22 protein-coding genes and 1 pseudogene are annotated in these 21136 nt (G+C 70.1%); 11 read left to right on the plus strand and 12 right to left on the minus strand.

Features of this window, described 5'->3' with window-relative positions; all coding sequences use genetic code 11:
* The 11 genes and pseudogenes from ACQ86G_RS02100 (at window position 1) to ACQ86G_RS02150 (ending at window position 9538) form a co-directional block, all read left to right on the plus strand.
* Window positions 1–1055, plus strand: a pseudogene (locus ACQ86G_RS02100) (ketoacyl-ACP synthase III).
* Between the two features lie 15 nt (window positions 1056–1070).
* Complete coding sequence (locus tag ACQ86G_RS02105) at window positions 1071–1829, plus strand: SDR family NAD(P)-dependent oxidoreductase (RefSeq protein WP_431261313.1); 759 nt, start codon at window positions 1071–1073, stop codon at window positions 1827–1829.
* Complete coding sequence (locus ACQ86G_RS02110) at window positions 1826–2461, plus strand: acetyltransferase (RefSeq protein WP_431259092.1); 636 nt, start codon at window positions 1826–1828, stop codon at window positions 2459–2461. The genes ACQ86G_RS02105 and ACQ86G_RS02110 overlap by 4 nt, the downstream gene beginning before the upstream one ends.
* Complete coding sequence (locus ACQ86G_RS02115) at window positions 2461–3489, plus strand: aromatic ring-hydroxylating oxygenase subunit alpha (protein WP_431259093.1); 1029 nt, start codon at window positions 2461–2463, stop codon at window positions 3487–3489. The genes ACQ86G_RS02110 and ACQ86G_RS02115 overlap by 1 nt, the downstream gene beginning before the upstream one ends.
* Window positions 3486–4718, plus strand: a complete 1233-nt coding sequence (locus tag ACQ86G_RS02120; RefSeq protein ID WP_431259094.1) for a glycosyltransferase — start codon at window positions 3486–3488, stop codon at window positions 4716–4718. Before ACQ86G_RS02115 ends, ACQ86G_RS02120 begins: the two co-directional genes overlap by 4 nt.
* Window positions 4719–4859: 141 nt before the next feature.
* Complete coding sequence (locus ACQ86G_RS02125; RefSeq protein ID WP_431259095.1) at window positions 4860–6110, plus strand: hypothetical protein; 1251 nt, start codon at window positions 4860–4862, stop codon at window positions 6108–6110.
* A 25-nt stretch (window positions 6111–6135) separates the two neighbouring features.
* On the plus strand, window positions 6136–6906 hold the full coding sequence (locus ACQ86G_RS02130; RefSeq protein WP_431259096.1) for a glycosyltransferase family 2 protein: 771 nt from the start codon (window positions 6136–6138) through the stop codon (window positions 6904–6906).
* Window positions 6903–7667, plus strand: a complete 765-nt coding sequence (locus tag ACQ86G_RS02135) for a hypothetical protein (protein WP_431259097.1) — start codon at window positions 6903–6905, stop codon at window positions 7665–7667. Before ACQ86G_RS02130 ends, ACQ86G_RS02135 begins: the two co-directional genes overlap by 4 nt.
* Complete coding sequence (locus tag ACQ86G_RS02140) at window positions 7625–7966, plus strand: glycosyltransferase (RefSeq protein ID WP_431259098.1); 342 nt, start codon at window positions 7625–7627, stop codon at window positions 7964–7966. Before ACQ86G_RS02135 ends, ACQ86G_RS02140 begins: the two co-directional genes overlap by 43 nt.
* Entirely contained in the window at window positions 7963–8700 is a 738-nt protein-coding gene (locus tag ACQ86G_RS02145; RefSeq protein ID WP_431259099.1) for a glycosyltransferase family 2 protein, read from the plus strand. Before ACQ86G_RS02140 ends, ACQ86G_RS02145 begins: the two co-directional genes overlap by 4 nt.
* Before the next feature lie 28 nt (window positions 8701–8728).
* Complete coding sequence (locus ACQ86G_RS02150) at window positions 8729–9538, plus strand: 2OG-Fe(II) oxygenase (RefSeq protein ID WP_431259100.1); 810 nt, start codon at window positions 8729–8731, stop codon at window positions 9536–9538.
* A 61-nt stretch (window positions 9539–9599) separates the two neighbouring features.
* Here the strand turns inward: ACQ86G_RS02150 and ACQ86G_RS02155 are convergent, their stop codons facing one another.
* The 12 genes from ACQ86G_RS02155 to ACQ86G_RS02210 form a co-directional block, all read right to left on the minus strand.
* The gene (locus tag ACQ86G_RS02155; RefSeq protein ID WP_431259101.1) at window positions 9600–10571 is read right to left on the minus strand and encodes a hypothetical protein; all 972 of its coding nucleotides are present in this window, start codon (window positions 10569–10571) and stop codon (window positions 9600–9602) included.
* On the minus strand, window positions 10478–10981 hold the full coding sequence (locus ACQ86G_RS02160; protein WP_431259102.1) for a hypothetical protein: 504 nt from the start codon (window positions 10979–10981) through the stop codon (window positions 10478–10480). Before ACQ86G_RS02160 ends, ACQ86G_RS02155 begins: the two co-directional genes overlap by 94 nt.
* Before the next feature lie 13 nt (window positions 10982–10994).
* Complete coding sequence (locus ACQ86G_RS02165) at window positions 10995–11918, minus strand: UDP-N-acetylglucosamine 4,6-dehydratase family protein (RefSeq protein ID WP_431259103.1); 924 nt, start codon at window positions 11916–11918, stop codon at window positions 10995–10997.
* Window positions 11903–12874 (minus strand): nucleoside-diphosphate sugar epimerase/dehydratase, encoded by a 972-nt coding sequence (locus ACQ86G_RS02170; protein ID WP_431259104.1) that lies wholly within the window; start codon window positions 12872–12874, stop codon window positions 11903–11905. Before ACQ86G_RS02170 ends, ACQ86G_RS02165 begins: the two co-directional genes overlap by 16 nt.
* Window positions 12875–12891: 17 nt before the next feature.
* Complete coding sequence (locus ACQ86G_RS02175; RefSeq protein ID WP_431259105.1) at window positions 12892–13485, minus strand: sugar transferase; 594 nt, start codon at window positions 13483–13485, stop codon at window positions 12892–12894.
* A 59-nt stretch (window positions 13486–13544) separates the two neighbouring features.
* A complete protein-coding gene (locus ACQ86G_RS02180; protein WP_431259106.1) occupies window positions 13545–14753 on the minus strand; it encodes a DegT/DnrJ/EryC1/StrS family aminotransferase in 1209 nt (402 codons plus the stop codon).
* Window positions 14750–15475 (minus strand): class I SAM-dependent methyltransferase, encoded by a 726-nt coding sequence (locus ACQ86G_RS02185; RefSeq protein WP_431259107.1) that lies wholly within the window; start codon window positions 15473–15475, stop codon window positions 14750–14752. The genes ACQ86G_RS02180 and ACQ86G_RS02185 overlap by 4 nt, the downstream gene beginning before the upstream one ends.
* Before the next feature lie 112 nt (window positions 15476–15587).
* Window positions 15588–16820, minus strand: a complete 1233-nt coding sequence (locus ACQ86G_RS02190; RefSeq protein WP_431259108.1) for a glycosyltransferase family 4 protein — start codon at window positions 16818–16820, stop codon at window positions 15588–15590.
* Window positions 16821–16878: 58 nt separating this feature from the next.
* Window positions 16879–18027 carry a glycosyltransferase gene (locus tag ACQ86G_RS02195; RefSeq protein ID WP_431259109.1) on the minus strand — a complete coding sequence of 383 codons (1149 nt, stop codon included), beginning with the start codon at window positions 18025–18027 and terminating at the stop codon, window positions 16879–16881.
* The gene (locus tag ACQ86G_RS02200) at window positions 18024–19328 is read right to left on the minus strand and encodes a lipopolysaccharide biosynthesis protein (protein WP_431259110.1); all 1305 of its coding nucleotides are present in this window, start codon (window positions 19326–19328) and stop codon (window positions 18024–18026) included. The genes ACQ86G_RS02195 and ACQ86G_RS02200 overlap by 4 nt, the downstream gene beginning before the upstream one ends.
* On the minus strand, window positions 19325–20578 hold the full coding sequence (locus tag ACQ86G_RS02205) for a DegT/DnrJ/EryC1/StrS family aminotransferase (RefSeq protein WP_431259111.1): 1254 nt from the start codon (window positions 20576–20578) through the stop codon (window positions 19325–19327). The genes ACQ86G_RS02200 and ACQ86G_RS02205 overlap by 4 nt, the downstream gene beginning before the upstream one ends.
* Window positions 20575–21135, minus strand: coding sequence for an acyltransferase (locus ACQ86G_RS02210; protein WP_431259112.1), 561 nt, complete (start codon window positions 21133–21135; stop codon window positions 20575–20577). The genes ACQ86G_RS02205 and ACQ86G_RS02210 overlap by 4 nt, the downstream gene beginning before the upstream one ends.
* Window position 21136 lies beyond the last annotated feature (1 nt).

A 21136-nucleotide genomic window follows, 5' to 3' on the forward strand; every position in this document is an offset into this window, starting at 1 on the left:
ATGAGCCAGGCCATCGGCAGGGAAGCCCGCACCACCGGCGGGCGCGTCGTCGGTGTCGTCTCCTGCGTGCCTGCCAAGGTGCGTGGGAACGATGATTTTGTCGGCACGTTCGGCGAAGCTGGCGTTGCCGATGTGGTGAAGATGATCGGCGTGCAGTCCCGCCGCCAGGTGGACGGGGACACCACCACGCGCGACCTGTGCCGCTTCGCGGCGCAGCGTCTGCTGTCGGACCTGGGCTGGGAAGCAGACTCGGTCGACGCGCTGATCTTCGTCTCCCAGACGCCGGACTTCCGCCTGCCGCCCACGGCCTGCGCCCTGCAGGCCGACCTGGGCATCGGCCCCGCCTGCATCGCCTTCGACATCAACCTGGGCTGCTCCGGATACCCCTACGCGCTGTGGCTGGGCATGACGATGATCCAGACCGGCGCGGCACGCCGCGTGCTGCTGGCTGTCGGCGACACGATCAGCCGCATCGTCGATCCCGGCGACCGCGCCACCGCGCTGCTGTTCGGCGACGCCGGCACGGCCACCGCGCTGGAAGCCGGCGAGGATGCCGGCGCCTGCCAGTTCATCCTGGGCAGCGACGGCCAGGGTGTGAAAAACCTGATCGTGCCCACCGGGGGCTTCCGCGACTACATGGCCTGCGGCGACAGCCGTCTGGCGGGCCGCGCGGGCGACGCGCTGTACATGGACGGCGGCGAGATCTTCAATTTCACGCTGCGGTCCGTCCCCCGCTGGTGGCGCGCACCGTGGAGCTCGGCGCGGTGGACGGCCGGACGCCGGACTACTATCTGTTCCATCAGGCCAACCAGTTCATGCTGAAGCACCTGATCAAGAAGGCGAAGCTGTCTCCGGACCAGGCGCCGCTCAACATCGACGAGTATGGCAACACCAGCTCGGCGTCGATTCCGCTGCTGATGACGACCAAGCTCAAGGCGGCCCTGCGCGAGCGGTCGCACCGGCTGGGCCTGTTCGGCTTCGGCGTCGGCTATTCCTGGGCATCTGCCTGTCTGGACATCGGCCCGCTGCGCGTGGTCGACACGATCGAGGTCTGACGCATGTCGGTGAACATCTTCAAGAATGACCTGCTGGCCGGCCAGCGTTTCCTCATCACCGGCGCCTCGTCGGGCCTGGGCCGCGCGGCCGCCGAACTGATCGCCGCCTGCGGCGGCCAGGTGCTGGGCGCCGGCCGCAACGCCGAGCGGTTGCAGGCCGCGATCGCGTCATGGTCCGGCACCGGTCACGTCGCCTGCGTGCAGGAGCTGGGCAACGCCGACGCCACCGCCGACTGGGCCAAGGACCTGGCCCAGCAGCACGGCCCGTTGAACGGCATCTTCCACGCCGCGGGCACCGAACTGCTGCGCCCGATCCGCATGAGCAAGCAGGCCCAGTTCGACGAAGCCTTCGGCAGCGCCTTCTTCGCCGCCGCGGGCCTGGCCCGCGCCGCGGGACAGAAGGGCGTGATGGTGGACGGCGGCGCACTGGTGTTCATGTCCTCGGTGGCCGGATCGGCCGGCAAGGTCGGCATGGCCGCCTATTCGGCCAGCCGCGCCGCCGTCGAAGGCATGGTGCGCTCGCTGGCGTGCGAGTTCGCCCCACGCGGCATCCGGGTCAACGCCATCGCGGCCGGCGCCGTACAGACGCCGATGCACGACCGCATCACCCAGGGGGCCGCCCAGGAGGTGGTCGACGCCTACGCGTCCAGCCACCTGCTGGGCTTTGGCGAGCCCGGCGACATCGCCAGCGCCGTGGTGTACCTGCTCGGTCCCGCCGGCCGCTGGATCACCGGCACAACCATGGCCGTCGACGGCGGCTACCTCTGCAAATGAACGCCACCTCCCTGACCCTGGTGGGCTGCGGCGCCTATGCCCGCGAGCTCATCAACTGGATCGCCGATGCAACGACCGCCGGCCGGCTGCCGCCGCTGACGGCGTTCCTGGACGCCACGCCGGACTCACTCTCCGGCTTCCCCTACACCCTGGCCTACCGCGGCCGCGTCGAAGACTACGCACCGGAACCCGGCGAACTGCTGGTCATGGCGATCGCCAACCCGGACGCCAAGCGCCGGGTCGCCGCGGAACTCAAGGCCAAGGGTGCGCAGTTCGCGACGGTGATCCACCCGTCCGCGGTGATCGCGGGCTCGGCGCGGCTGGGCGAAGGTGTGACGGTGTGCCCGTTCGCGCTGATCTCGGCGGACGCCGCGGTCGGGGACTTCGTCGCGATCAATGCGATGAGCAGCGTCGGTCACGACGTGCAGTTGGGCGCCTATTCGACGCTGAGCGCGCACGTCGACCTGACCGGCCGCGTCGCTGTCGGCGAAGAGGCTTTCTTCGGCACCGGCGCCAAGGTGCTCCCGGGCGTCAAGATCGGCGAACGCGCCAAGGTCGGCGCGGGCGCGCTGATCATGCGCAGCGTCAAGGCCGACGCAGTCATGTACGCGCCCCCTGCCAAGCAGCTGTGATGGACCTCGACCAATCCCTGATGCGGGACTACTGGCACCTGCTGTGCCATCGCAACGAGCTGCCCCAGCCCGGCGACTTCCTGCGCTTCGAGACCTGCATCGGCGACGTCGTCGTGTTCAACGACGGCAACGACCTGGTGGTCTACGACAACCGCTGCCCGCACCGCGGCGCGCTCATGTACACGGGCACCCACGGCAACCAGCCGGCGACCTGCTCGTACCACGGCTGGACCTATGCGCGCGGCCAGATCATCGTGCCGCATCGCGAGAACTATCCCGGCTGCGAGCTCGACAAGGCCCGGCTCGCCACCTTCGACGCCGACTGGTGCGGCGACTTCCTGTTCTTCGCGGTGACCCCGCGGCAGACGCTGTACGACCAGCTCGGCGACGCGGCCGAGATCCTGGAGAACATCTCGTTCAACATCGGCGCCAGCGCCGACGTCAACCAGTACGTCTACGACTGCTACTGGCCGCTGGCCGTCGAGAACGCGCTGGAGCCCGATCACATCTCGCTGATCCATCCCCAGACCCTGTCCAAGCTCGAGCTGGAGGACGGCGAGAACCTCTTCATGGGGCTGAACTCGGTGTGGAAGGCGCCCGTGGGCAACGCCCGGTTGCGCAAGCAGCTGAGCGCCCTGCGCCGCTTCTTCACGATCGACTACGGGTACGAGGGCTACATGAGCCTGTACCTGTTCCCCTTCACGATGCTCTCCTCGACCTACGGCTACTCGTACTCGCTGCAGAGCTTCTTCCCGCGCGACGGGCAGCAGGACACCACGAGCTTCAGCAGCCGCCTGCTGACCGCGCCGCTGCGCGACGCGCAAGCCGCCGCCGCACTGGAATCGTTCTTCGCCTCGACCGCGCAGGTGAACCGTCAGGTCTTCGACGAGGATCACGCCGTCTGCAAGCGCATGCCGCGCACGTCCTGGAGCACCGACCCGCTGCGATTCGCCAGCCGGAGCGAGGCCAAGATCCAGCACTTCCGCGCGTCGTGCCGCGCGCACCTGGAACAGACGGGCGCCGCGTGACGTCCGACCACGCATCGCACCGTGCCGCCGTCGCCCGACCCCGACGACTCGGCCTGCTCGCCCACGGCTTCGCGAGTTGGGGCGGCGGCCTGGATTTCCTGCGCGGCATCGCGACAGGCCTGCACCACGCGGACGCCACGCTGGAGCTGCACGTGCTGGCACCCATGCGCGGCCCCCTGGTGATGGCACGCAACCTGCGCGACGCCGCCAACGGACTGCTGGGACGCCCGAACATGGCGGCACACCGTCCCCAGCCCGCCCACCTCGAGCGGGCCTTGGCCGGCACCGGCGCCATCCTGCACATGATCGACATCGGCCCGCGCGCGCTCGCCCGGGCCACCGCCCGTCTCCGGCTCGACGCCCTGCTGCCCGCCATTGCGCCGCAACCGGCCGACGGGACGCCATGGGTCGGCTATGTCTTCGACTTCCAACACAAGCATCTCCCTCAATTCTTCACCGGTGAAGAACGTGTCAAGCGCGACGTCGAATTCGGGCGCATGCTGGACAACGCGACGGCGGTGATCGTCAACGCGCGGGACGTGGTGAAGGACATCGAGCAGTACTACCCTCGACGCCGTGCGAAGGTGTTCGCGATGCCGTTCAGCCCGGCACCGGGCGGCGACGCGTTCTCCGTGGACGTCGCCGACGCCCGCCGCCGCCATGGCGTGGGAGGCCGCTATTTCATCGTCTGCAACCAGTTCTGGAAGCACAAGGACCACGGCACGGCATTCAAGGCCTTCGCCGCCTTGTCAGCGCGTCATCCGGAACTTCAGCTGGTCTGCACGGGCGCGACCAGCGACCATCGCTTCCCGGGCCACTTCGACGAACTGATGCGTCAGGCGGACCGGGACGGCGTGGCGGACCGCATCCTGGCGTTGGGACTGATCCCCAAGCTGGACCAGCTCGCACTGCTGCGTGGTGCCGTCGCCCTGGTTCAACCGACCCTGTTCGAAGGCGGGCCCGGCGGTGGCGCGGTCTTCGACGCAGTCGCCGTCGGCCAGCGATCCATCGTTTCCGATATCCCGGTCAACACCGAGATCGACGAACCCGGCGTCACCTTCTTCGAGGCGGGCAACGCGGCGTCGCTGGCGGCCCACATGGAAGCCGCCCTGGCGCACGAAGCGCCCGCTGCCCCCGATCCCGCCGAACTGATCGCCCGGGGCATCGAACGTCGGCGCGCCTGCGGCCAGGTGCTTCTTCAGGCAGTCGACTTCGTGCGCGCTGCCTGAGCGCCCGGCATCGCCCTCATCGACCCCGTCCGCGGCCATGAACTCCTTCCCACTCACCGCCTCGCGCCAGGTGCAGCCCCCCGGCCGCCCGCCGCCGCCGCGCTGCCGAGCCGCCGCGGCTATTCGCTGTACCTGTGGGTGGTGGCGCTGCTGCTGCCCATCGACTGGTTCGGACCGACCGGACTGCTCCTGCGCGAATTCGGCGCCAAGCCGGTCAGTCTGGTGCTGACCCTCGGCGGCCTGTACGGACTGGCCCTCTGCCGCGCCCCCCGGGGCGTGGCCGGACGGGTGGAGCGCAATGCGGTCCTGGTGTGCGGGGCACTCCTGGCCCTCGGCACGATCGCGTTCTGCATCAACCAGATCGTCGACTGGACGCCCCGCGGCTATTCCCGCAGCCCGTTCGTGCAATTCGTCAACCAGACCTTGCTCGTCGTCACGGCCATGCTGTCCGTGCTCGGCAACGCGCGTCTCGCATGGCGTCACGACGCCGTTGCCCGGCTGCGGCGCATCGTGCCTGGCGCGGCGGCCTTCCACCTGGTCATCTTCAGCCTCCAGGCGCTGTCGATCATCGATCACTTCTCGCCGGTCCTCCTGCTCTTCCGCAACGACGAGGGCGTGATCGAGCGGGCCACGGGCCTGATGAGCGAACCGTCCTACTACGGCGTCTGCGCGGCGCTGTTCGGCGCGATGCTGCTCACGCTCCCGGCCCAAGGTGCGCGCCGGGTCTTCCACGTCCTCCTGGCCGGCGCGCTCTATGGAACGGCCATCGGCATCAACGCCAAGACCATGGTCATCGTCGCGGGCGCCCAGATCATGCTGGCGATCCTCTTCCCCTCCGCCGGCAGGATCTCCACCCGCACCGCACTGCTGCTGCTCGCGGCCATCGGCGTCGCGGCGGTGTCGTTCATCGTCCGCTTCTCCGCCCTCGACGTCAGCGAGAACCTGAGTTCCGCCATGCGTTTCGGTTCGACGCTCCTGTCGATCAATGTGAGCACCAGCGGGTACGCGATCCCGGGCATCGGCATCGGCCAGTTCCACTTCTTCTATCGCGATGCGTTCGCGCCGGAGTTCCTCTACCTGAGCGAAGAGGGCCTCAACCAGTTGAGCCTGGACGCCGCCAACCGGGCGTCCACCTTCAACTTCTACACGCGCCTCCTGCTCGAGGTCGGGCTGGCCGGGTTCATCGGCTTCTTCCTGGCGATGCTGGCGCTGCTGCGTACCCGGTTGAACGCCAACACGCGCTACATCGCGACGCTGCTGAGCGGCTCGCTGGGATTCCTGATGACCCAGGACACCTACTTCTACCCTCCTCTGGTGATGGCCTGCGCATTGCTGCTCAGCGTGCGATACCTCCCCGTCACCTCCGACCCCGCCCATCCGCAACGACCATGAGCGCGCTGCCCCCGTCCCCTTTCCGATGACGCCCGCCCCGGACGCCGCCCCGCGCCCGCGCTTCAGCATCATCACCGCCACCTACAACTCGGGCGCGCTCTTCGACCGCACCGCCGCGAGCGTGCGCGCGCAGCGCCTGCGTGACTTCGAGTGGATCGTCGTCGACGGCGCGTCCAAGGACGACACCGTCGCCCGCATCCGGGCCCAGGGCGATCTGGTCAAGCACTGGATCAGCGAGAAGGACCGCGGCATCTCCGACGCCTGGAACAAGGGGCTGGCGCTGGCGCGTGGCGATTACGTGCTGCTGCTCAACGCCGGCGACACCTACGACCCCGAGTTCCTCGAGCAGGTCCTGGCCCATGCCGGCGACGGCCGCCGCGTCATCTGCAGCCACGCCCGGCTGCTGACCGAGACCGGCGAGACCGTCGGCACCATCCGCTCCGAACCGCACAAGCTCTACCGCGCGATGCACCTGGCCCACAACTGGTGCGCCGTCCCGCGCGCGCATTACGAGCAGCTCGGCGGCTACGCCGAGATGCGCCTGGCGATGGATTTCGAGTGGTTCCACCGCTACTTCCGCCGCCACGGCGTCGACGGGTTCACCGTCATCGACGCACCGCTCGGTGTCTACCACCTGGGCGGCACCAGCGACGTCAATTACGCCGCCAGCTTCCGCACCAACGCCGACATCTTGATCCACCACGGGACGCCCGGCCCGGTCGCCAACTTCTGGCGCCTGGCCTACACCGCGAAGCACGCATGGCGGGCGCGCCGGCTGCAGGAGCCCGCGCGATGAGCGCCGTCATCGTCGTGCCGTCGCTCAAGATCAGCGGCGGCAACCGCGAGGCGTTGCGGCTGACCACCGAGCTCAACCGCGACGGCCACGCGGCCAGCGTGCTCTCGCTGTGGGTCAGCCCGCATGCGATGGCCAGCACCGTGCCGGTGGCCCACCTGTCCTCGTGGCCGCCCCGTGCGGCCCGCGCGCTGGGGGAGCTGCCCATCCTGACCTACCGTTTCGCCCGCTGGTGGCGGCACACGGCGCGGCGCGCCAGCACCGTCGTCTTCACGCACTACGCGACGCTGCCGCTGGCACTGCTGGTGCCGCGTCGCCAACGCTTCTTCTTCGTGCAGGATCTGGAGTGGAACTTCGTGGGCAGCGGCCCGCTGTCCCGCCTGCTGCGCCGCGTCGTGCTGGGCATCTACCGCTCCGGCCGCATCATCTCGGCCAATGCCTACCTCAGCGAGCGCCTCGCCGACGAGGGCATGGACGTGGCGCTGGAGGCGCCGATCTGGGCCGACGCCGATTTCCTGGCGCCAGACGCGCCCACCCAGGACATCGACTTCGCGATGGTGCTGCGCAAGGGCGACCACAAGCGCCTGGACCTGTACCTGCGCTTCATCGCGCTGGCGCGTGCGCGCCAGCTGCGCGTGGGGGTCATCACGCCCGAGGACGACATCGCCGCGCAGGTCCGCGACCAGGTCGAGGTGCTGCTGCTGCGCCCCAGCACGCGCAGATGCGCGACCTCTACGCACGCAGCACCTGCTTCATCCACCTGAGCGAGCATGAGGGCTTCGGCCTGCCGCCGCTGGAATCGATGGGCGCCGGCTGCACGCCGGTGTGCCGCGATTCGGGCGGCGTGCGGGCCTTCATGCGCGACGGACCCTGCGCCGATCTGCTGCTGCCGCTGTCGATGCCGATCGAGCAGGTGCTCGCGCGCGCCGAGGCCGTGGTGCGCGATCCGGCGCGGATCGCGCGCCGGGCGTCCGCGCGCGATCATTTCCAGCGCGGACTGGTCCGCTGCGAACAGGCCCGCAGCGGCCTGGTCGCCGCCATGCTGACGGAGCAACACCAATGAGCGGCACCGAGGCCCGAGGCGTCTGCCTGTCCATCGTCAGCCACGGGCAGGGTCGGTTGATCCGGCCGTTGCTGGGCGACCTGCTGGCGCTGCGCGAGCGTCTCACGGAAGTGATCGTGACGCTCAACATCCCGGAGGACGAGGCGTTCCTGGCCGAGTTCCAGGACCGCCTGCCGATCCGCGTGCTGCGCAACGCACAGCCCAAGGGGTTCGGCGCGAACCACAACGGGGCCTTCGCCGCCAGCACGGCGCCGTTCTTCGTCGTCGTCAACCCCGACATCCGCCTGCGCGACTTCGCGCTGGACGCGCTGCTGGCGGCCGCTGCCGAGCCCGGCGCCGGCGTGGCCGCCCCGGTCGTGTACGCCAGCGACGGCCAGCTGCAGGACAGCGCCCGTCGCTTCCCGACCGTGGCGCGTCTGGTGCGCCGCAAGCTCGGCGGCCCGCAGGGCCCGGATTACAGTCTCGGACAGGTCCCGCTGGCCGTGGATTGGGTGGCAGGCATGTTCATGGTCTTCCGGCGCGAGGTGTACGCGTCGGTCGGCGGTTTCGACGATCGCTACTTCATGTACTTCGAGGACGTGGACCTGTGCCACCGCCTGCACCGCGCCGGCCTGCGGGTCCTGCTGCTGCCGCAGGCGCGCGTGATCCACGACGCCCAGCGCGCCAGCCGGCGCCAGCTGAAGTATTTCGTATGGCATCTTTCGAGCGCCTGCCGTTATCTCCTGACGGCCTGACGCTTTCTTCGCTCCTGGAGACGCAACGATGAATCGCAAAGAACTGGCGGACGGCATCCTGGCCCGCATGAACGAGCGCCGCGAGGACATCGCGACGCAATGGCGGGCCTCGGCCCCGATCCACCACTTCGTCCTGGACGACGTGCTTCCGCCGGCAACGGCGCTGCGCATCCGGAAGGCGTATCCGGCCGGCGATTCCATGCGCGTGCGCAAGAGCCTGCGGGAGCTGAAGTTCGTCGCCGCCCAGATGGACCAGTACGACCCGATCCTGGAGGAGATCCTGTTCGCCTTCCAGGATCCGCGCATCGTCGCGCTCGTCGAGGAGATCACCGGCCTGAAGGCCCTGGAACCCGACGACCTGCTGTACGCGGGCGGCATCTCGATGATGGCCAAGGGCCACTTCCTGAATCCGCACCTCGACAACTCGCACGACAAGGAACGCGAGCGCTATCGCGTCCTGAACCTGCTGTACTACGTCTCCGAGGACTGGGGCCTGAAGGACGGCGGCAACCTCGAGCTGTGGCCCGAGGGCCCCAAGGCGCCCCAGGTGACCGTCGAGAGCCGCTTCAACCGTCTGGCGGTGATGATCACCAACTCCGGGTCGTGGCATTCGGTGTCGCCGGTGAAGGCCGACCGCCCGCGCTGCTGCGTCTCGAACTACTACTTCTCGAAGCACCCGGCCGAAGGGGAGGACTACTTCCACGTCACGACCTTCCGCGGCCGTCCGGAGCAGGTGTTGCGCGATGTGGCGCTGCGCGCCGACTCGGCGCTGCGCATGGGCGTGCGCAAGCTCTTCCCCAAGGGCGCCGTGAAGACGGACCACTACTACAAGAAATAAGCGCCCCGCCACGGATCCGCGCAGCGGCCGGATCCGGGTGCCGGCCGTCGATGGGCACCGTTCAGTCCGGTCTCAGGATCAACGCCGGCACGGTGCGCCGATCAAAGGCGGCCCGGGCATGAACGTCCAGGAACGGCGGCGCGTGGTCGCCGATCACCACCACCAGCGGTCGCGGCGACGGCAGATCCCGCGCGAGGTCCGCGACGGTGGCCAGCAAACGGCCCTGTGCCGCTGTCAGTTCGCACACGTCGCGCGACACCCGTTCACGGTCGCAGAGGCCCTGCCAGTCAGCCGGCACCGTGACCGGGTCGATCGGCAGGTGCGTATTGAGCGTCAGCGTGTAGACGAACTGCCGCGGCTCCCAGAGACGGCGCGCCGACGTCTGCAGCAACTCGACATCGCAGACACCGCGGAACGCGCCGCCGCACAGCGGCAGTTCCTCGCCCAGGTCCTCCAGGAACAGGGCCTGGCGCAGACCGATCCGCGGCCACCAGCCGCGTCGATCGAACATGCGTCCCGAGAAACCGTGCAGACCTGTGGTGGTCCACCCCATGCCGGCCAGACGCGCCGGCAGACACTCGGCGGCCTGGGCGTCGGACAAGTCCGCATACGCGCCGATCACGCCGCACAGGGCGCGCAGCTCGCCGTAGGTCGTCGAGCCCTTGAAGGGGAGTTGCCTGAGTTCGACGCGATAGGCGTCACCACGGAGGGCGCCGTCCATGGCCTTCATCAGTTGCCGGCGCAGCGCCTCGTTCTCCATCCAGCCCATCGATTCCACGACCACCAGCCAGATGCTGCGATCGGGATGGGCCCGCGCCCAACCGGCCAGATCCGCGACGGCAGCGATCGATTCGCCCGGTCCGAGCGCCACCGGCGGCTCATGCCGCTGCGAGGCGGCCACCTGCCGGCTGAATGACACGATCGGGCTTCCGGCGATGTTCAGAGGCACGGCGCGGCGGTCCGCGACGGCGTAGCGCGACGAGCCGTTGAGCAGATCCAGCGCCGCCACGACGACGATGGCGGCGAGCGCCATCCCCATTCGGGCCGACGTCGTCGCGCGAGCCACCAGGATCCCCAGGCGGCGCCGATGAACATCAGCAGACTCGACGTCGCTTCCCACGAGACGAACCCCGCCAGCCTCAGATCGCCGGCGAAACGTGCGCTGTCGAGGAAGGCGGCAGGCGACAGGAAGTGGTACGCCATCGACTGGCTCACCACCCCGTCCACGGCCCAGCAAAGCACCATCAGCGCCAGTCCCCAGGCGGGACGCCAGGCGAGCACCGCGATCGCGAGGAGCAGGTCGACGCTGACCTGGGCCCGCTCGATCGCATAGAACTGCGACAAGATCCAGAACGGCAGATGCGCCAGCACCACGGCGGCAACGAAGGATCCCAGGCGACACAGCCAGCCCGAGGCCGCCCCTCGAAGGCTCAGAAGCGACATGTCCGCGCGCCCCTCACGCCAGATCGCGCCGCTGCGGCGCATAGTCGGCCAGCAGCGCCTTCAACGACCGCTTGACCTCCGGATCCGGCAGGGCCGCCCCCGGCTCGCCGGCACGCCGCAGCAGGGCGGCGAGCGTCGTCTCGTACCCGGAGTCGCGCAACTGCGCGATCCGGATGCCTTCCCGAACCGACGCCACCGTCCGCTCGTTGTCGACCAGCAACTCCTCGTAGAGTTTCTCCCCCGGTCGCAAGCCCGAGAACTCGATCTTGATCTCCCGCTGATCCTTCCCGCTCATCCGGATCATCGTCTGGGCCAGGTCCACGATCTTCACCGGCTCGCCCATGTCGAGCACGAAGACCTGCCCCGAATCCCCGATCGCCCCGGCCTGCACCACGAGTCGTGCCGCTTCGGGGATCGTCATGAAGTAGCGGGTGATCTCCGGATGCGTCACCGTCACCGGCCCGCCCTTGGCGATCTGCTCCTTGAACTTCGGGATCACGCTGCCGCTGGAACCGAGCACGTTCCCGAACCGCACCGCCATGAACCTCGTCGCGTGCCCCTGCCCGGCCATGTGGCTGATGACCAGTTCCGCCGCGCGCTTGGTCGCCCCCATCACGTTGGTCGGATTGACCGCCTTGTCGGTCGAGATCATCACGAAGCGCTCCGCGCCGGACTCCGCCGCGGCCGTGCACGCCTGGTACGTCCCCAGCGTGTTGTTCCTCAGCGCCGCCCAGGCGTTCTCCTCCTCCATCAGCGGCACATGCTTGTAGGCCGCCGCATGGAAGACGATCTGCGGCCGGTACTTCCCGAACGTGAAGCGCAGGTGCTCCAGGTCCTTCACGTCCCCGATCAGGCGCACCAGCGGGATGTGCGGGAACTTCTCCGACAGCTCCTGCTCGATCCGGTACAGCGCGAACTCGCTCAGCTCGTACAGCACGATCCTCGACGGCCCGTAGCGCGCCACCTGCCGGCACAGCTCCGACCCGATCGAGCCCCCGCACCGGTGATCAGCACCACCTTGCCGCCGATGCACTCGCTGATGCCGCCCTCGTCCAGTTCCACCGGCTCGCGCCCCAGCAGGTCCTCCGGCTCGATGTCGCGCACCTGGTTCACCGCGCGTCCCGCCAGCAGTTCCTGGCTGCTCGGCACCGTCAGCACCGCCAGGCCGGTCTTGCCCGCCAGATCCAGCGCGCGGCGCCGCTCCGGCGTCGTCGCCGCCGGCATCGCCACGATCACGTGCGTGATGCCGTGCAGGTCCGCCTGCCGCGTCGCGTCCTGCAGCGTGCCGATCACCGGCACGCCGGCCACGCGCGCGCCGCGTTTCTCCGGCGCGTCGTCCAGGTAGCCCACCACCACCCAGCCCTGCTGGTGCTGGATCCCGGCCACCAGCAGGCGCCCGGCGTCCCCCGCGCCCATCACCAGCGCGCGGCGCTGCTCCAGCGCGCTGCCGCTGATGCGGCTGCGCATGTGCTCGTACAGCATGCGGTAGCCCATGCGCATCATCGCCAGCACCATCAGCGTGAACACCGGATGCAGCGCCAGCACCGCGCGCGGGACCTTGGTCAGCTGCGCCATCAGCACCGCCACGGCCGCGACGAGGCCGGCGGTGACGCAGACCGCCGCCAGCCGCTTGACCTCGCCGAAGCCGCTGAAGCGCCACATCCCCTTGGGCACCTGGAACGCCTTCAGCAGCAGCCCGTACAGCGCCACGATGCCCAGCATCACCCAATGGTCGTAGTCGGGCCGGGCCTCGAACCAGCGCTCGAAACCGAGCCGGAACAGATAGGTCGCCTGCCACGCGAGCGCCACCGCCACCATGTCCAGCGCGAGCGCCGCGGCCTCGCGGTACGGACGGATGCGCGTCAGGAATGCGTCGAGGGACAACCAGTTCATCGTGTTCTCTTGTTCTCTCAGGCCTTGATCGCGCCCAGCGTCGCCAGGATCAGCCGGATGTCGCCGCCCAGGCTGGCGTTGCGCACGTAGTCGGCCGCCAGTCCCAGCTTCATCGGCATGACGACCTCGACGTACTCGCGCTCGGGATCCTCGGCCCGCGCCAGCAACTCGCTCTCGTTGCGGAAGCTCAGCGACGCCGGATCGGTGATGCCCGGCCGCACCGACAGCACCAGCTCGCGCAGTTCCGCCGGGTACAGCGCCACGTAGCGCGGCACCTCGGGCCGCGGTCCCACCAGGCTCATCGCGCCGCGCAGCACGTCCCACAGCTGCGGCAGCTCGTCCACCTTGCTCGCCCGCAGCCAGCGGCCGCTGCGCGTGATGCGCGCGTCGTCGCCGATCGTGATCTGCGGACCGAGCGCCGGCGCATCGACCCGCATCGTCCGGAACTTGTGGATGCGGAAGGTCCGGCCGAAGCGCCCCACCCGCTCCTGCCGGAACATCACCGGTCCGCGCGAGTCCAGCCTGATCCACACCGCCACGGCCAGCAGCAGCGGGCTCAGCAGCAGCAGGCCCACGCCCGCGCAGAAGATGTCGAAAAGTCGCTTGGCCATCGGCCGTCCTGGTCCTGTTCCCGTGTCCGTCTTCCGGAGCGTCCGCGCGCGGGCCAGGCTCAGAAGCCCAGGCTGCGGCGCACCGCGGCGATCACGCGCTCGACCTGGTCGTCGGTCATCGCCGTGTACAGCGGGATCGTGACCGTGCGCTCGTAGGCCTTCTGCGACTCGGGGAACATCTCCGGCGTCAGGCCGTAGAGTTCCTGCCAGTACGGATGCTGGTGCAGCGGCACGTAATGGACGCTGCAGCCGATGCCCTGCTCGAACATGCGTTCGATGAACAGGTCGCGCGTCACGCCGGCCGCGATGGCCGCGTCGGACAGGCGCAGCACGTACAGGTGCCAGCTGTGGACATCCTCGTTGGGCGCCTTCGGCGGGAGGATCAGCGGCAGGTCGGCGAGCGCCTCGAAGTAGCGCGCGGCGATCTGCTCGCGCCGCTTCTGGAAGGCCGGCAGCCGCTTGAGCTGGTGCAGCCCCAGCGCCGCGGCGATGTCGGTCAGGTTGTACTTGAAGCCGGGGGCCACGATCTCGTAGTACCAGCTCGGCACCTTCGCGGTGAAGCGGTCGAAGGCGTCGCGGTTGATGCCGTGCAGCCGCATCACGCGGGCGCGCTTGGCCAGCTCCGGATCGCGCGTGACCAGCATGCCGCCTTCGCCCGTCGTCATCGTCTTGTTGGCGTAGAAGCTGAACACGGTGGCGTTGCTGCCCATGGTGCCGATCAGTTCCTTCTCCAGCGTCGTGGGCAGCGCGTGCGCGGCGTCCTCGACGACCTTCAGGCCGTGCTTGCGCGCAATGTCCAGCAGCGTCAGCATGTCCACCGCCAGCCCGGCGTAGTGCACCGGGATGATCGCCTTCGTGCGCGGCGTGATCGCGGCCTCGATCTGGTCGATCGCGATGTTCATCGTCGCCGGGTCGATGTCGACCAGCTTCACGTCCGCGCCCAGATAGCGCACCACCTCCGCCGTCGCGGTGAAGGTGTGCGTCGTCGTGATGACCTCGTCGCCGGGCCCGATCCCCAGGGCCTCCAGCGCCAGATGCAGGCCGGCGGTGGCGGAGTTCACCGCGATGCATTCGATCTGCGGCTCGGCCAGGAACTCGGCGAAGGCCTGCTCGAAGCGGCGCGCCTTCGGACCGGTCGTGATCCAGCCGCTCCTGAGCGTGTCGACGACCTCGGCGATCTCCTCGTCGCCCAGCTCGGGCAGCGCGAAGGGGAGGAACGGGAGCTTGGCCTCGGCCTGAGGATCGGACTTCGGATCGGTGGTGCTCATGGTGTCTTGGTGATCAGCGCCAGCACGTGGCTGCGCAGGAAGGGGATCGTGTTGAGGACGCGGTAGGCGCCGGGGTGGACGCGACAGGCGGCACGCGCGATCGGCGGAGCCAGCGTGACGCGGCGCACCGCCATCCGGCCCTCGGGGAACAGCGCGCGCACGCGTCTCAGCGGCACGCCCCGGACATCGGGATTGCGCGGATTGTCGACGATGAAGTCGTACCAGAGCACCGCCCCGCCCGGCGTCAGCCAGCGCCACATCGCGTCGGCCAGCCGGCGCTGCAGGCCGTCGTCCAGGATCGAGGAGAACACCGTCGACTGCAGCACCAGGTCCTGGCTGCCGGGCTCGACGTCCGCCTGCGACGCGTCGCCGGCCAGCAGCCGCACCTGCTGCGGCAGCGCGGCACGCGCGACCTCCAGGCGCTCGGGCAGCAGTTCGATGCCGGTCAGGTGCTGCGGCAGCAGGCCCAGCCGCAGCATGTCCATCAGGTTGCCGCCGGCGCCGCAGCCGACTTCGGCCATGCGCCAGCCGCTCAGCGGCGCCGCGGGGTCGACCAGCGATGCCCGGTGTGCGGCCAGCAGCCGCAGCATCGCGGCCTGGCGCTCGTGCAGCATCTGCCAGACCTCCGGGCGCAGCAGGCTGTAGCGCTCCAGCCCGGCCAGCCGCTGGTCGCGGCGGGCGTAACGCTGGGCGATGGCCTGGAGTTCTCGGTCCTGGGTCATGTCGTCGTCGGCCGGGGCCGCGGTGAGGACTGCGTTGATCGGGACTGCGGGACGGAAAGGACGGCGAGGGAACGACTTGGGAAACGGTGGATTCTGACGACGATCCCGACGCTCAAGACACCGCGTCGATGAATCGCTGCGCGAGCACCGGGTAGGTGTGATTCGCCAGCACGAACTCGCGGCCGCGGCGGCCCATGGCCGCGCGCTCCTCGGCCGGGACGGCGGCGAGCTTCAGCAAGCCGTCGGCAACCGCCTTCGCGTCCTGCGGCGGCACCGTCAGCCCGGCGCCGGCCTCGGCCACCGGGTCGTTGCCCGCCTCCACCGAATGCAGCACCGGCCGCTGCGCCATCATGTAGTCCATCAGCTTGTTGGGCGCGATGCCGAAACGGTAGATCGGCGTGCGCTGCCAGCCGATGTAGGCGATGTCGACACCCTTCAGCAGCGACGGGATCTGCGCCTTCGGGATCGCGGGGAACATCGCGACGTTCGTCAGGCCCTCGTCCCTCACGCGTGCCTCGAGCTTGTCCCGCAGATGGCCGCCGCCGACGAGCACGAAGCTCAGTGCCGCGCTCTCGGCGCTCGGCTCGTCCTTGAGCCGCTTCGCCGCGTCCAGCAGCACATCCAGCGCGTTGGGCTCGCCCATCGAGCCGGCGTAGCCGACGACGGTGCGCCCCGCCGCCCGTTCGGCGTCCAGGTGCGCCTGGATCGCGGCCTCCAGCGGCTCGCCGTGCTCGGACCATTCGTCCAGCGTGATGCCGTTGGGCACGATGTGCAGCTTCTTCAGGTCGAGGCCGTGCGCGGCCATGTGCTGGTGCACCTTCGGCAGCATCGACACGACGACGTCGGCATCGCGGTAGGCGTCGTTCTCCGCCTTCTGGCAGAGCATCGCGAACGGATGCCACTTCGACATCCCCGACAGCTCGATCGGCGACAGCGGCCAGAGGTCGTGCACCTCGTAGACCAGCTTGGCCTTGGCGAGCTTCGCGACGCGGCGCGCGACCCAGATGTCCATCGGGTAGGTGCTGGAGGCGATCACCACGTCCGGCGCGAACTCGCGCGCCAGGATGTCGGCGTCCTTCCAGACCTGGCGGCAGAAGGACCAGATGTTCTTGACCCGGCCGGTGCCGTTGCCCTGGTACTCGGGCGTGTCGTAGAAGAGGTAGTTCACGCCGCTCATGGCCGCCATGCCGGGCTCGGGCTGGGTGGTGCGGACATGCGAGTAGGACGCGCCCAGGATCAGCGCCTGGTGCCCGGTCCGGACCCATTCGCGGGCCAGGTAGAACGGGCGGAATTCCATGCCGTGCTTCGGCGAGCCGGCGTAGTGGTTGATCAGCAGCAGCTTCATGGGAAGAAGGGAATGGATCGGTCGGCTCGAAGGACGCGGAAGGCTTGAAGGGCGCGGCTCAGAGGCGCTTCAGGCGCTCGATGAAATTCTTGACGGCGGGGGCGAACATCGCGTGCTCGGCGACCCAGGCGCGATTCGCGGCGCCGAGGCGGTCGGCGTCGACCGAATGGCCCGCGACGTCGCTCTGGCCGACCATCAGCTGCAGCCGGTCGGCCAGTGTCGTCAGGTCGTCACCGTCCTTCAGGATCAGGCCGTGCCGGCCCAGCAGCTTGACGTTGGGATGCATCGCCGCGTCGACGCTGCCGGTGCCGCCGGTGCCGAGCACCTCGTCGTTGGCGGGCAGGTCGGACAGGATGGGCAGGCATTCATGCGCCATCGCCTCGAGCACGGACACGGACACCGAGTCGCTCTGAGGCAGGCTGAGGAACCAGCGCGCCGGCGCATAGCGGCGCCCTTGCGAGGTCGCATCCAGGCGCCCGACGAACTCGACGCGGTCCGCCAGGCCGAGCGACGCCACCTGCGCTTCCATCGCGTCGCGCAGGGAGCCGTCGTTGGCAACGACCAGACGGGCCTCGGGCTGCTTCGCGGCGATCGCGGCGAAGACCTCGATCACGCGATGCGGCCGGTAGATCGGCTCCAGCCCGCGGTTGGCGTAGAAGAGCCAGGGCTGCTTGCGGACGTTCTGCTTCGGGAGCTGTTCCAGCCCGAACGGGAAGGTCATCACCTCGGCCGCGCCCAGCTCGCGCATGCGGGCGCTCATGTGTTCGGAGTCGGAGGTCGTGATCGTGCAGGCCTTCAGCACCTGCGTCGTCAGCCAGCGGTAGGCCCAGCCCTGCTCGGGCGCGACGAGGATGTCGCTGCCCCAGGCGGAGCCGGCGATCTTCGCGCGCAGCTTCCAGCCGCGGCGTGCCGCCCAGGCCAGCGTGCCGTGCGAGGTCAGGTAGTGCGCGTGCAGCCAGTCGGCGTCGACCCGCTTCAGCCACGCGCCCAGCGCCGGCAGCTGCCGGAGCACCGAGATGTTGCCGCCGGCATGCGCGGGATCGGTGTTCAGCGCGAGGCGGCGGTCTTCCGGGATCAGGAACTGGAACTCCGGCGCGAAGCCGCGCGTGGACGCGGCCCACAGTTCGAGCTCGCGCTGCTGCGACAGCGCGCGCGCCCATTTCAGGAGGTGGGGGCTCTCGCCGTCACCGATCAGGACCAGTCTCATGCAGGGGCTCCGTGCAGGGCAGGACGCGGCGCGGAACCGCGCACCAGCCACGCCAGATAGATCGCGAAATAAACCGGCAGCAGCACCGCGATGGCGGCCAGCGCCGTCGTCAGCGCACCGCCGGTACTCAGCACCAGCGCGACCGGCAGCACATACAGCGCGTTGCCGACCAGGCTGAAGACCAGCGCGCCGCGCTGGCGGCCGGTGACCATGGGTGTGACCGTCAGCGGCGCCGCGATGAAATGCGCCGCGACGTACGGGGCCAGCCAGCGGCCATACTCGCCGGCACGGGCCCAGTCTTCGCCCAGCAGCCAGCCGAACAGCGCCGGCCCGATCGCGATCAGCACGACCATGCAGGGCAGCGCGACCAGCGCCAGCAGCCGGATGCCGCGCAACAGCCGTGGACGGAGGTCGACACCACGCTGCCAGTCGCGGGCGAGCTCGCCCAGCAGCGCCTCGGACAGCGCGCCGCCGACCAGCGTCGCCGGCGCCTTCACGAGGCGCACCATCAGCGCGTAGTACCCCGCCGTCGCAGCGTCGGCCCAGGCGGCGATCATCGCGAGCACCAGGGTCTCCTGCGCCGCGTTGACGAAGGCATGCGGGCTGTTCAGCAACGGGAACTGCTTGTAGCGCCAGGCCAGGCGCCGCAGATGGCGCCAGTGCCAGGTCTTGCCGGCCCGGTCCAACCGTGTCGCACGGCGCCAGCGGGCCCCGCGCCGCAGCAGCCACAGCGGCGCGAGCAACGCGGCCAGGCTCTGCGACAGCACCAGCGCCGCGACACCGGCGAAACCGCCCAGCGCGGCCGCGGCCTGGGCGGCGGCCATCACCGTCTGCTGCAGCACGCGGGCCTGGGCGATCACGTCGATGCGGCCCTGGCGGTTGTTCCACAGGCTCAGCGCCTGCTGCATGCCGGCCAGCGCGACCACCGGGGCGAGCATCAGCAGCCAGGGGTCCAGCTGGTCGAGCGCCACCCAGCGCCCGCCCAGCTTCGCGTGATGCGCCATCACCAGGTGCCAGCCCGTGGCGCCGACCGCCGTGAGCAGGCCCATGCCGAGCGCGATCCACAGCGCCAGCTGCAGCACCAGCGCCGCCTCGCCGTCGCGGCGGGGCAGGACGATGGCGAACTCGTAGCGCGCGTTGGCGATCGTCGCGAGGTTCGCGGCCAGCGCCACGAACAGCGCCCAGTGGCCGAGCGCCTCCGCGCCGTACCAGCGCGTCAGCAGCGGCGCGATCAGCATCGGGATCGCCTGCGTGAACATCGACGCGCCGGCGAGCTGGGCGAAGCGGCGGCGGACGGTCATCGGACCTTGCCCCCGTGACGCTCCGCGATCGCGCGCAGGTCGGCGCGTTGCGACGGGCGAAGCCGTGCATGGCGTCCCAGCGGCAGGTTGAGCACGGTGCGGGCGGCGCGCTCGCCGTTCGGGCACTCGCCCTCGGCGTAACCGAAGCGCCGGCTGCCGCGCGGATGGACGACGTCGTCGAACCAGGTGCCGCCGACGATGCCGGCGTCCTCGAGCGCCGCGATCGCCGCGTCGCGCGTCGCGGCATCCGGCAGCAGCACCGGATAACGCAGCAGCACGGCACCGGGCGCGCGCACGGGCCACTCCCAGCCCGGCAGGTTCGCCAGCAGCGCGTCGTAGTCCTGGGCCTGCGCGCGGCGCATCGCCTGCAGCTCGTCGCAGCGTCGCGCCTGCATCAGCCCGACCGCCGCGCTCAGCGGATGCAGGCCGGCGCGGTAGTCGGGCGCCGTCTCGCCGGCGACCTCGCTGTCGGGCGTCTTCGCGACGACGCCCAGCATCCGCGACGGCGCGCGCAGCAGCGCGACCAGCGCGCGCAGCGCCGGGCGCGGCAGGCTCATCGTCAGGCGGTGCCAGCACAGGGTCAGCAGCTGCTTGACCACGGTCGATGCCGCTGGCGAGCGCAGCGCGGGCATGCGCGCCGCGAAACGCGCGCGCGATGCGGGATCGTGGATCACCAGCGCCCCGCCGATGCCGGTGGTCAGCGGCTTCGAATACTCGAAGCTGAAGAAGGCCGCGTGCCCCAGCGTGCCGACGGTGCGGCCGATCGCGTCGGTGCTGCCCCAGGCGTGGGCCGCGTCCTCGACGAACACGACGTCCGGATGCTTCGCCCGCAGCGCGTCCAGGCCCTCGGTGACGAGACCGAAGTTGTGCGGCACGACGACGAGCCGGGTGTCCGGGGACATCTCGTTGGAGAGGGCGTCGGGCGTCGGGTTGAAGTCGTCCCGGGCGATGTCGACGTAGCGCACCGCGAGCCCGAGGTGCATGAACACGTTGGGCACGACGACGCAGGTGTAGCCCGGCAGCAGCACCTCCGAGCCGATCGGCAGGTCCAGCGACGCGACGAACGCGTGCAGCGCCGCGCGTCCCGTGCCGAAGAGGCGGACCTCCCCGACCTCCGCCGGATCGAGGCCGAGGGAACGGGCGAACGCGGCGCGGAAGTCCTCCACGCCGGCCTCGCCGCGGCGGAGCCAGTGCAGGAGCGCCCCGGGCAGGTCGCGCCAGCGCAGCGCGCCGGCGACATGACCCTTCACGGGCCGGTCGACGGCGGACGGGCCCCGTCGATCCGGTGGAGCGGACGCGCCGGCACGCCGCCGTAGACCCAGCCGCTGGGCAGGTGGCCGCGCACCACCGCATGCGCCGCGACGACGACGCCGTCGTCGATGAAGCTGCCGGGCAGCACCGTCACGCGGGCACCGATGAACACGTTGCTGCCGATGCGGATCTCGCCGCGCCGGTAGTGGTCGCGGAACAGGCCCGCGGCCGTCACGGCGTTGGATTCGCAGAACAGCATCAGGCCGGGACCGATGGCGACGTCGTCGCCGATCGACAGGGCCTGGTCGCCGACCAGCAGATAACCGCCGGGGGCGATGCGGCTGCGCGCGCCGATCGTGAAACGGCCCTCGCCGGTGGCGAGGACCTGGACGTCGCGGTACAGGATCGATCCCGCGCCCAGCACGCTGCCCGCGCCGCAACGCACGCGCGCGCCGGGGTGGATCTGCGCGCGCACGCCCACGTCCAGTCCCAGCCACGCCGCGACCCGCGCGCGCATCCGGGCGCGCACCGCATCCAGCGTGTAGCCGATCAGCATC

The sequence above is a fragment of the Roseateles chitinivorans genome, assembly GCF_050632145.1.
GTDB lineage: Bacteria > Pseudomonadota > Gammaproteobacteria > Burkholderiales > Burkholderiaceae_C > Roseateles > Roseateles chitinivorans_B.

What these genes read in the sequence shown, in the direction of transcription:
- ACQ86G_RS02110 (WP_431259092.1), top strand. Translation starts at nt 1,826, where the DNA reads ATGAACGCCACCTCCCTGACCCTGGTGGGCTGCGGCGCCTATGCCCGC.
- ACQ86G_RS02115 (WP_431259093.1), top strand. Translation starts at nt 2,461, where the DNA reads ATGGACCTCGACCAATCCCTGATGCGGGACTACTGGCACCTGCTGTGC.
- ACQ86G_RS02130 (WP_431259096.1), top strand. Translation starts at nt 6,136, where the DNA reads ATGACGCCCGCCCCGGACGCCGCCCCGCGCCCGCGCTTCAGCATCATC.
- ACQ86G_RS02135 (WP_431259097.1), top strand. Translation starts at nt 6,903, where the DNA reads ATGAGCGCCGTCATCGTCGTGCCGTCGCTCAAGATCAGCGGCGGCAAC.
- ACQ86G_RS02140 (WP_431259098.1), top strand. Translation starts at nt 7,625, where the DNA reads ATGCGCGACCTCTACGCACGCAGCACCTGCTTCATCCACCTGAGCGAG.
- ACQ86G_RS02145 (WP_431259099.1), top strand. Translation starts at nt 7,963, where the DNA reads ATGAGCGGCACCGAGGCCCGAGGCGTCTGCCTGTCCATCGTCAGCCAC.
- ACQ86G_RS02150 (WP_431259100.1), top strand. Translation starts at nt 8,729, where the DNA reads ATGAATCGCAAAGAACTGGCGGACGGCATCCTGGCCCGCATGAACGAG.
- ACQ86G_RS02155 (WP_431259101.1), bottom strand. Translation starts at nt 10,571, where the DNA reads ATGGCGCTCGCCGCCATCGTCGTCGTGGCGGCGCTGGATCTGCTCAAC.
- ACQ86G_RS02160 (WP_431259102.1), bottom strand. Translation starts at nt 10,981, where the DNA reads ATGTCGCTTCTGAGCCTTCGAGGGGCGGCCTCGGGCTGGCTGTGTCGC.
- ACQ86G_RS02170 (WP_431259104.1), bottom strand. Translation starts at nt 12,874, where the DNA reads ATGAACTGGTTGTCCCTCGACGCATTCCTGACGCGCATCCGTCCGTAC.
- ACQ86G_RS02175 (WP_431259105.1), bottom strand. Translation starts at nt 13,485, where the DNA reads ATGGCCAAGCGACTTTTCGACATCTTCTGCGCGGGCGTGGGCCTGCTG.
- ACQ86G_RS02180 (WP_431259106.1), bottom strand. Translation starts at nt 14,753, where the DNA reads ATGAGCACCACCGATCCGAAGTCCGATCCTCAGGCCGAGGCCAAGCTC.
- ACQ86G_RS02185 (WP_431259107.1), bottom strand. Translation starts at nt 15,475, where the DNA reads ATGACCCAGGACCGAGAACTCCAGGCCATCGCCCAGCGTTACGCCCGC.
- ACQ86G_RS02190 (WP_431259108.1), bottom strand. Translation starts at nt 16,820, where the DNA reads ATGAAGCTGCTGCTGATCAACCACTACGCCGGCTCGCCGAAGCACGGC.
- ACQ86G_RS02195 (WP_431259109.1), bottom strand. Translation starts at nt 18,027, where the DNA reads ATGAGACTGGTCCTGATCGGTGACGGCGAGAGCCCCCACCTCCTGAAA.
- ACQ86G_RS02200 (WP_431259110.1), bottom strand. Translation starts at nt 19,328, where the DNA reads ATGACCGTCCGCCGCCGCTTCGCCCAGCTCGCCGGCGCGTCGATGTTC.
- ACQ86G_RS02210 (WP_431259112.1), bottom strand. Translation starts at nt 21,135, where the DNA reads ATGCTGATCGGCTACACGCTGGATGCGGTGCGCGCCCGGATGCGCGCG.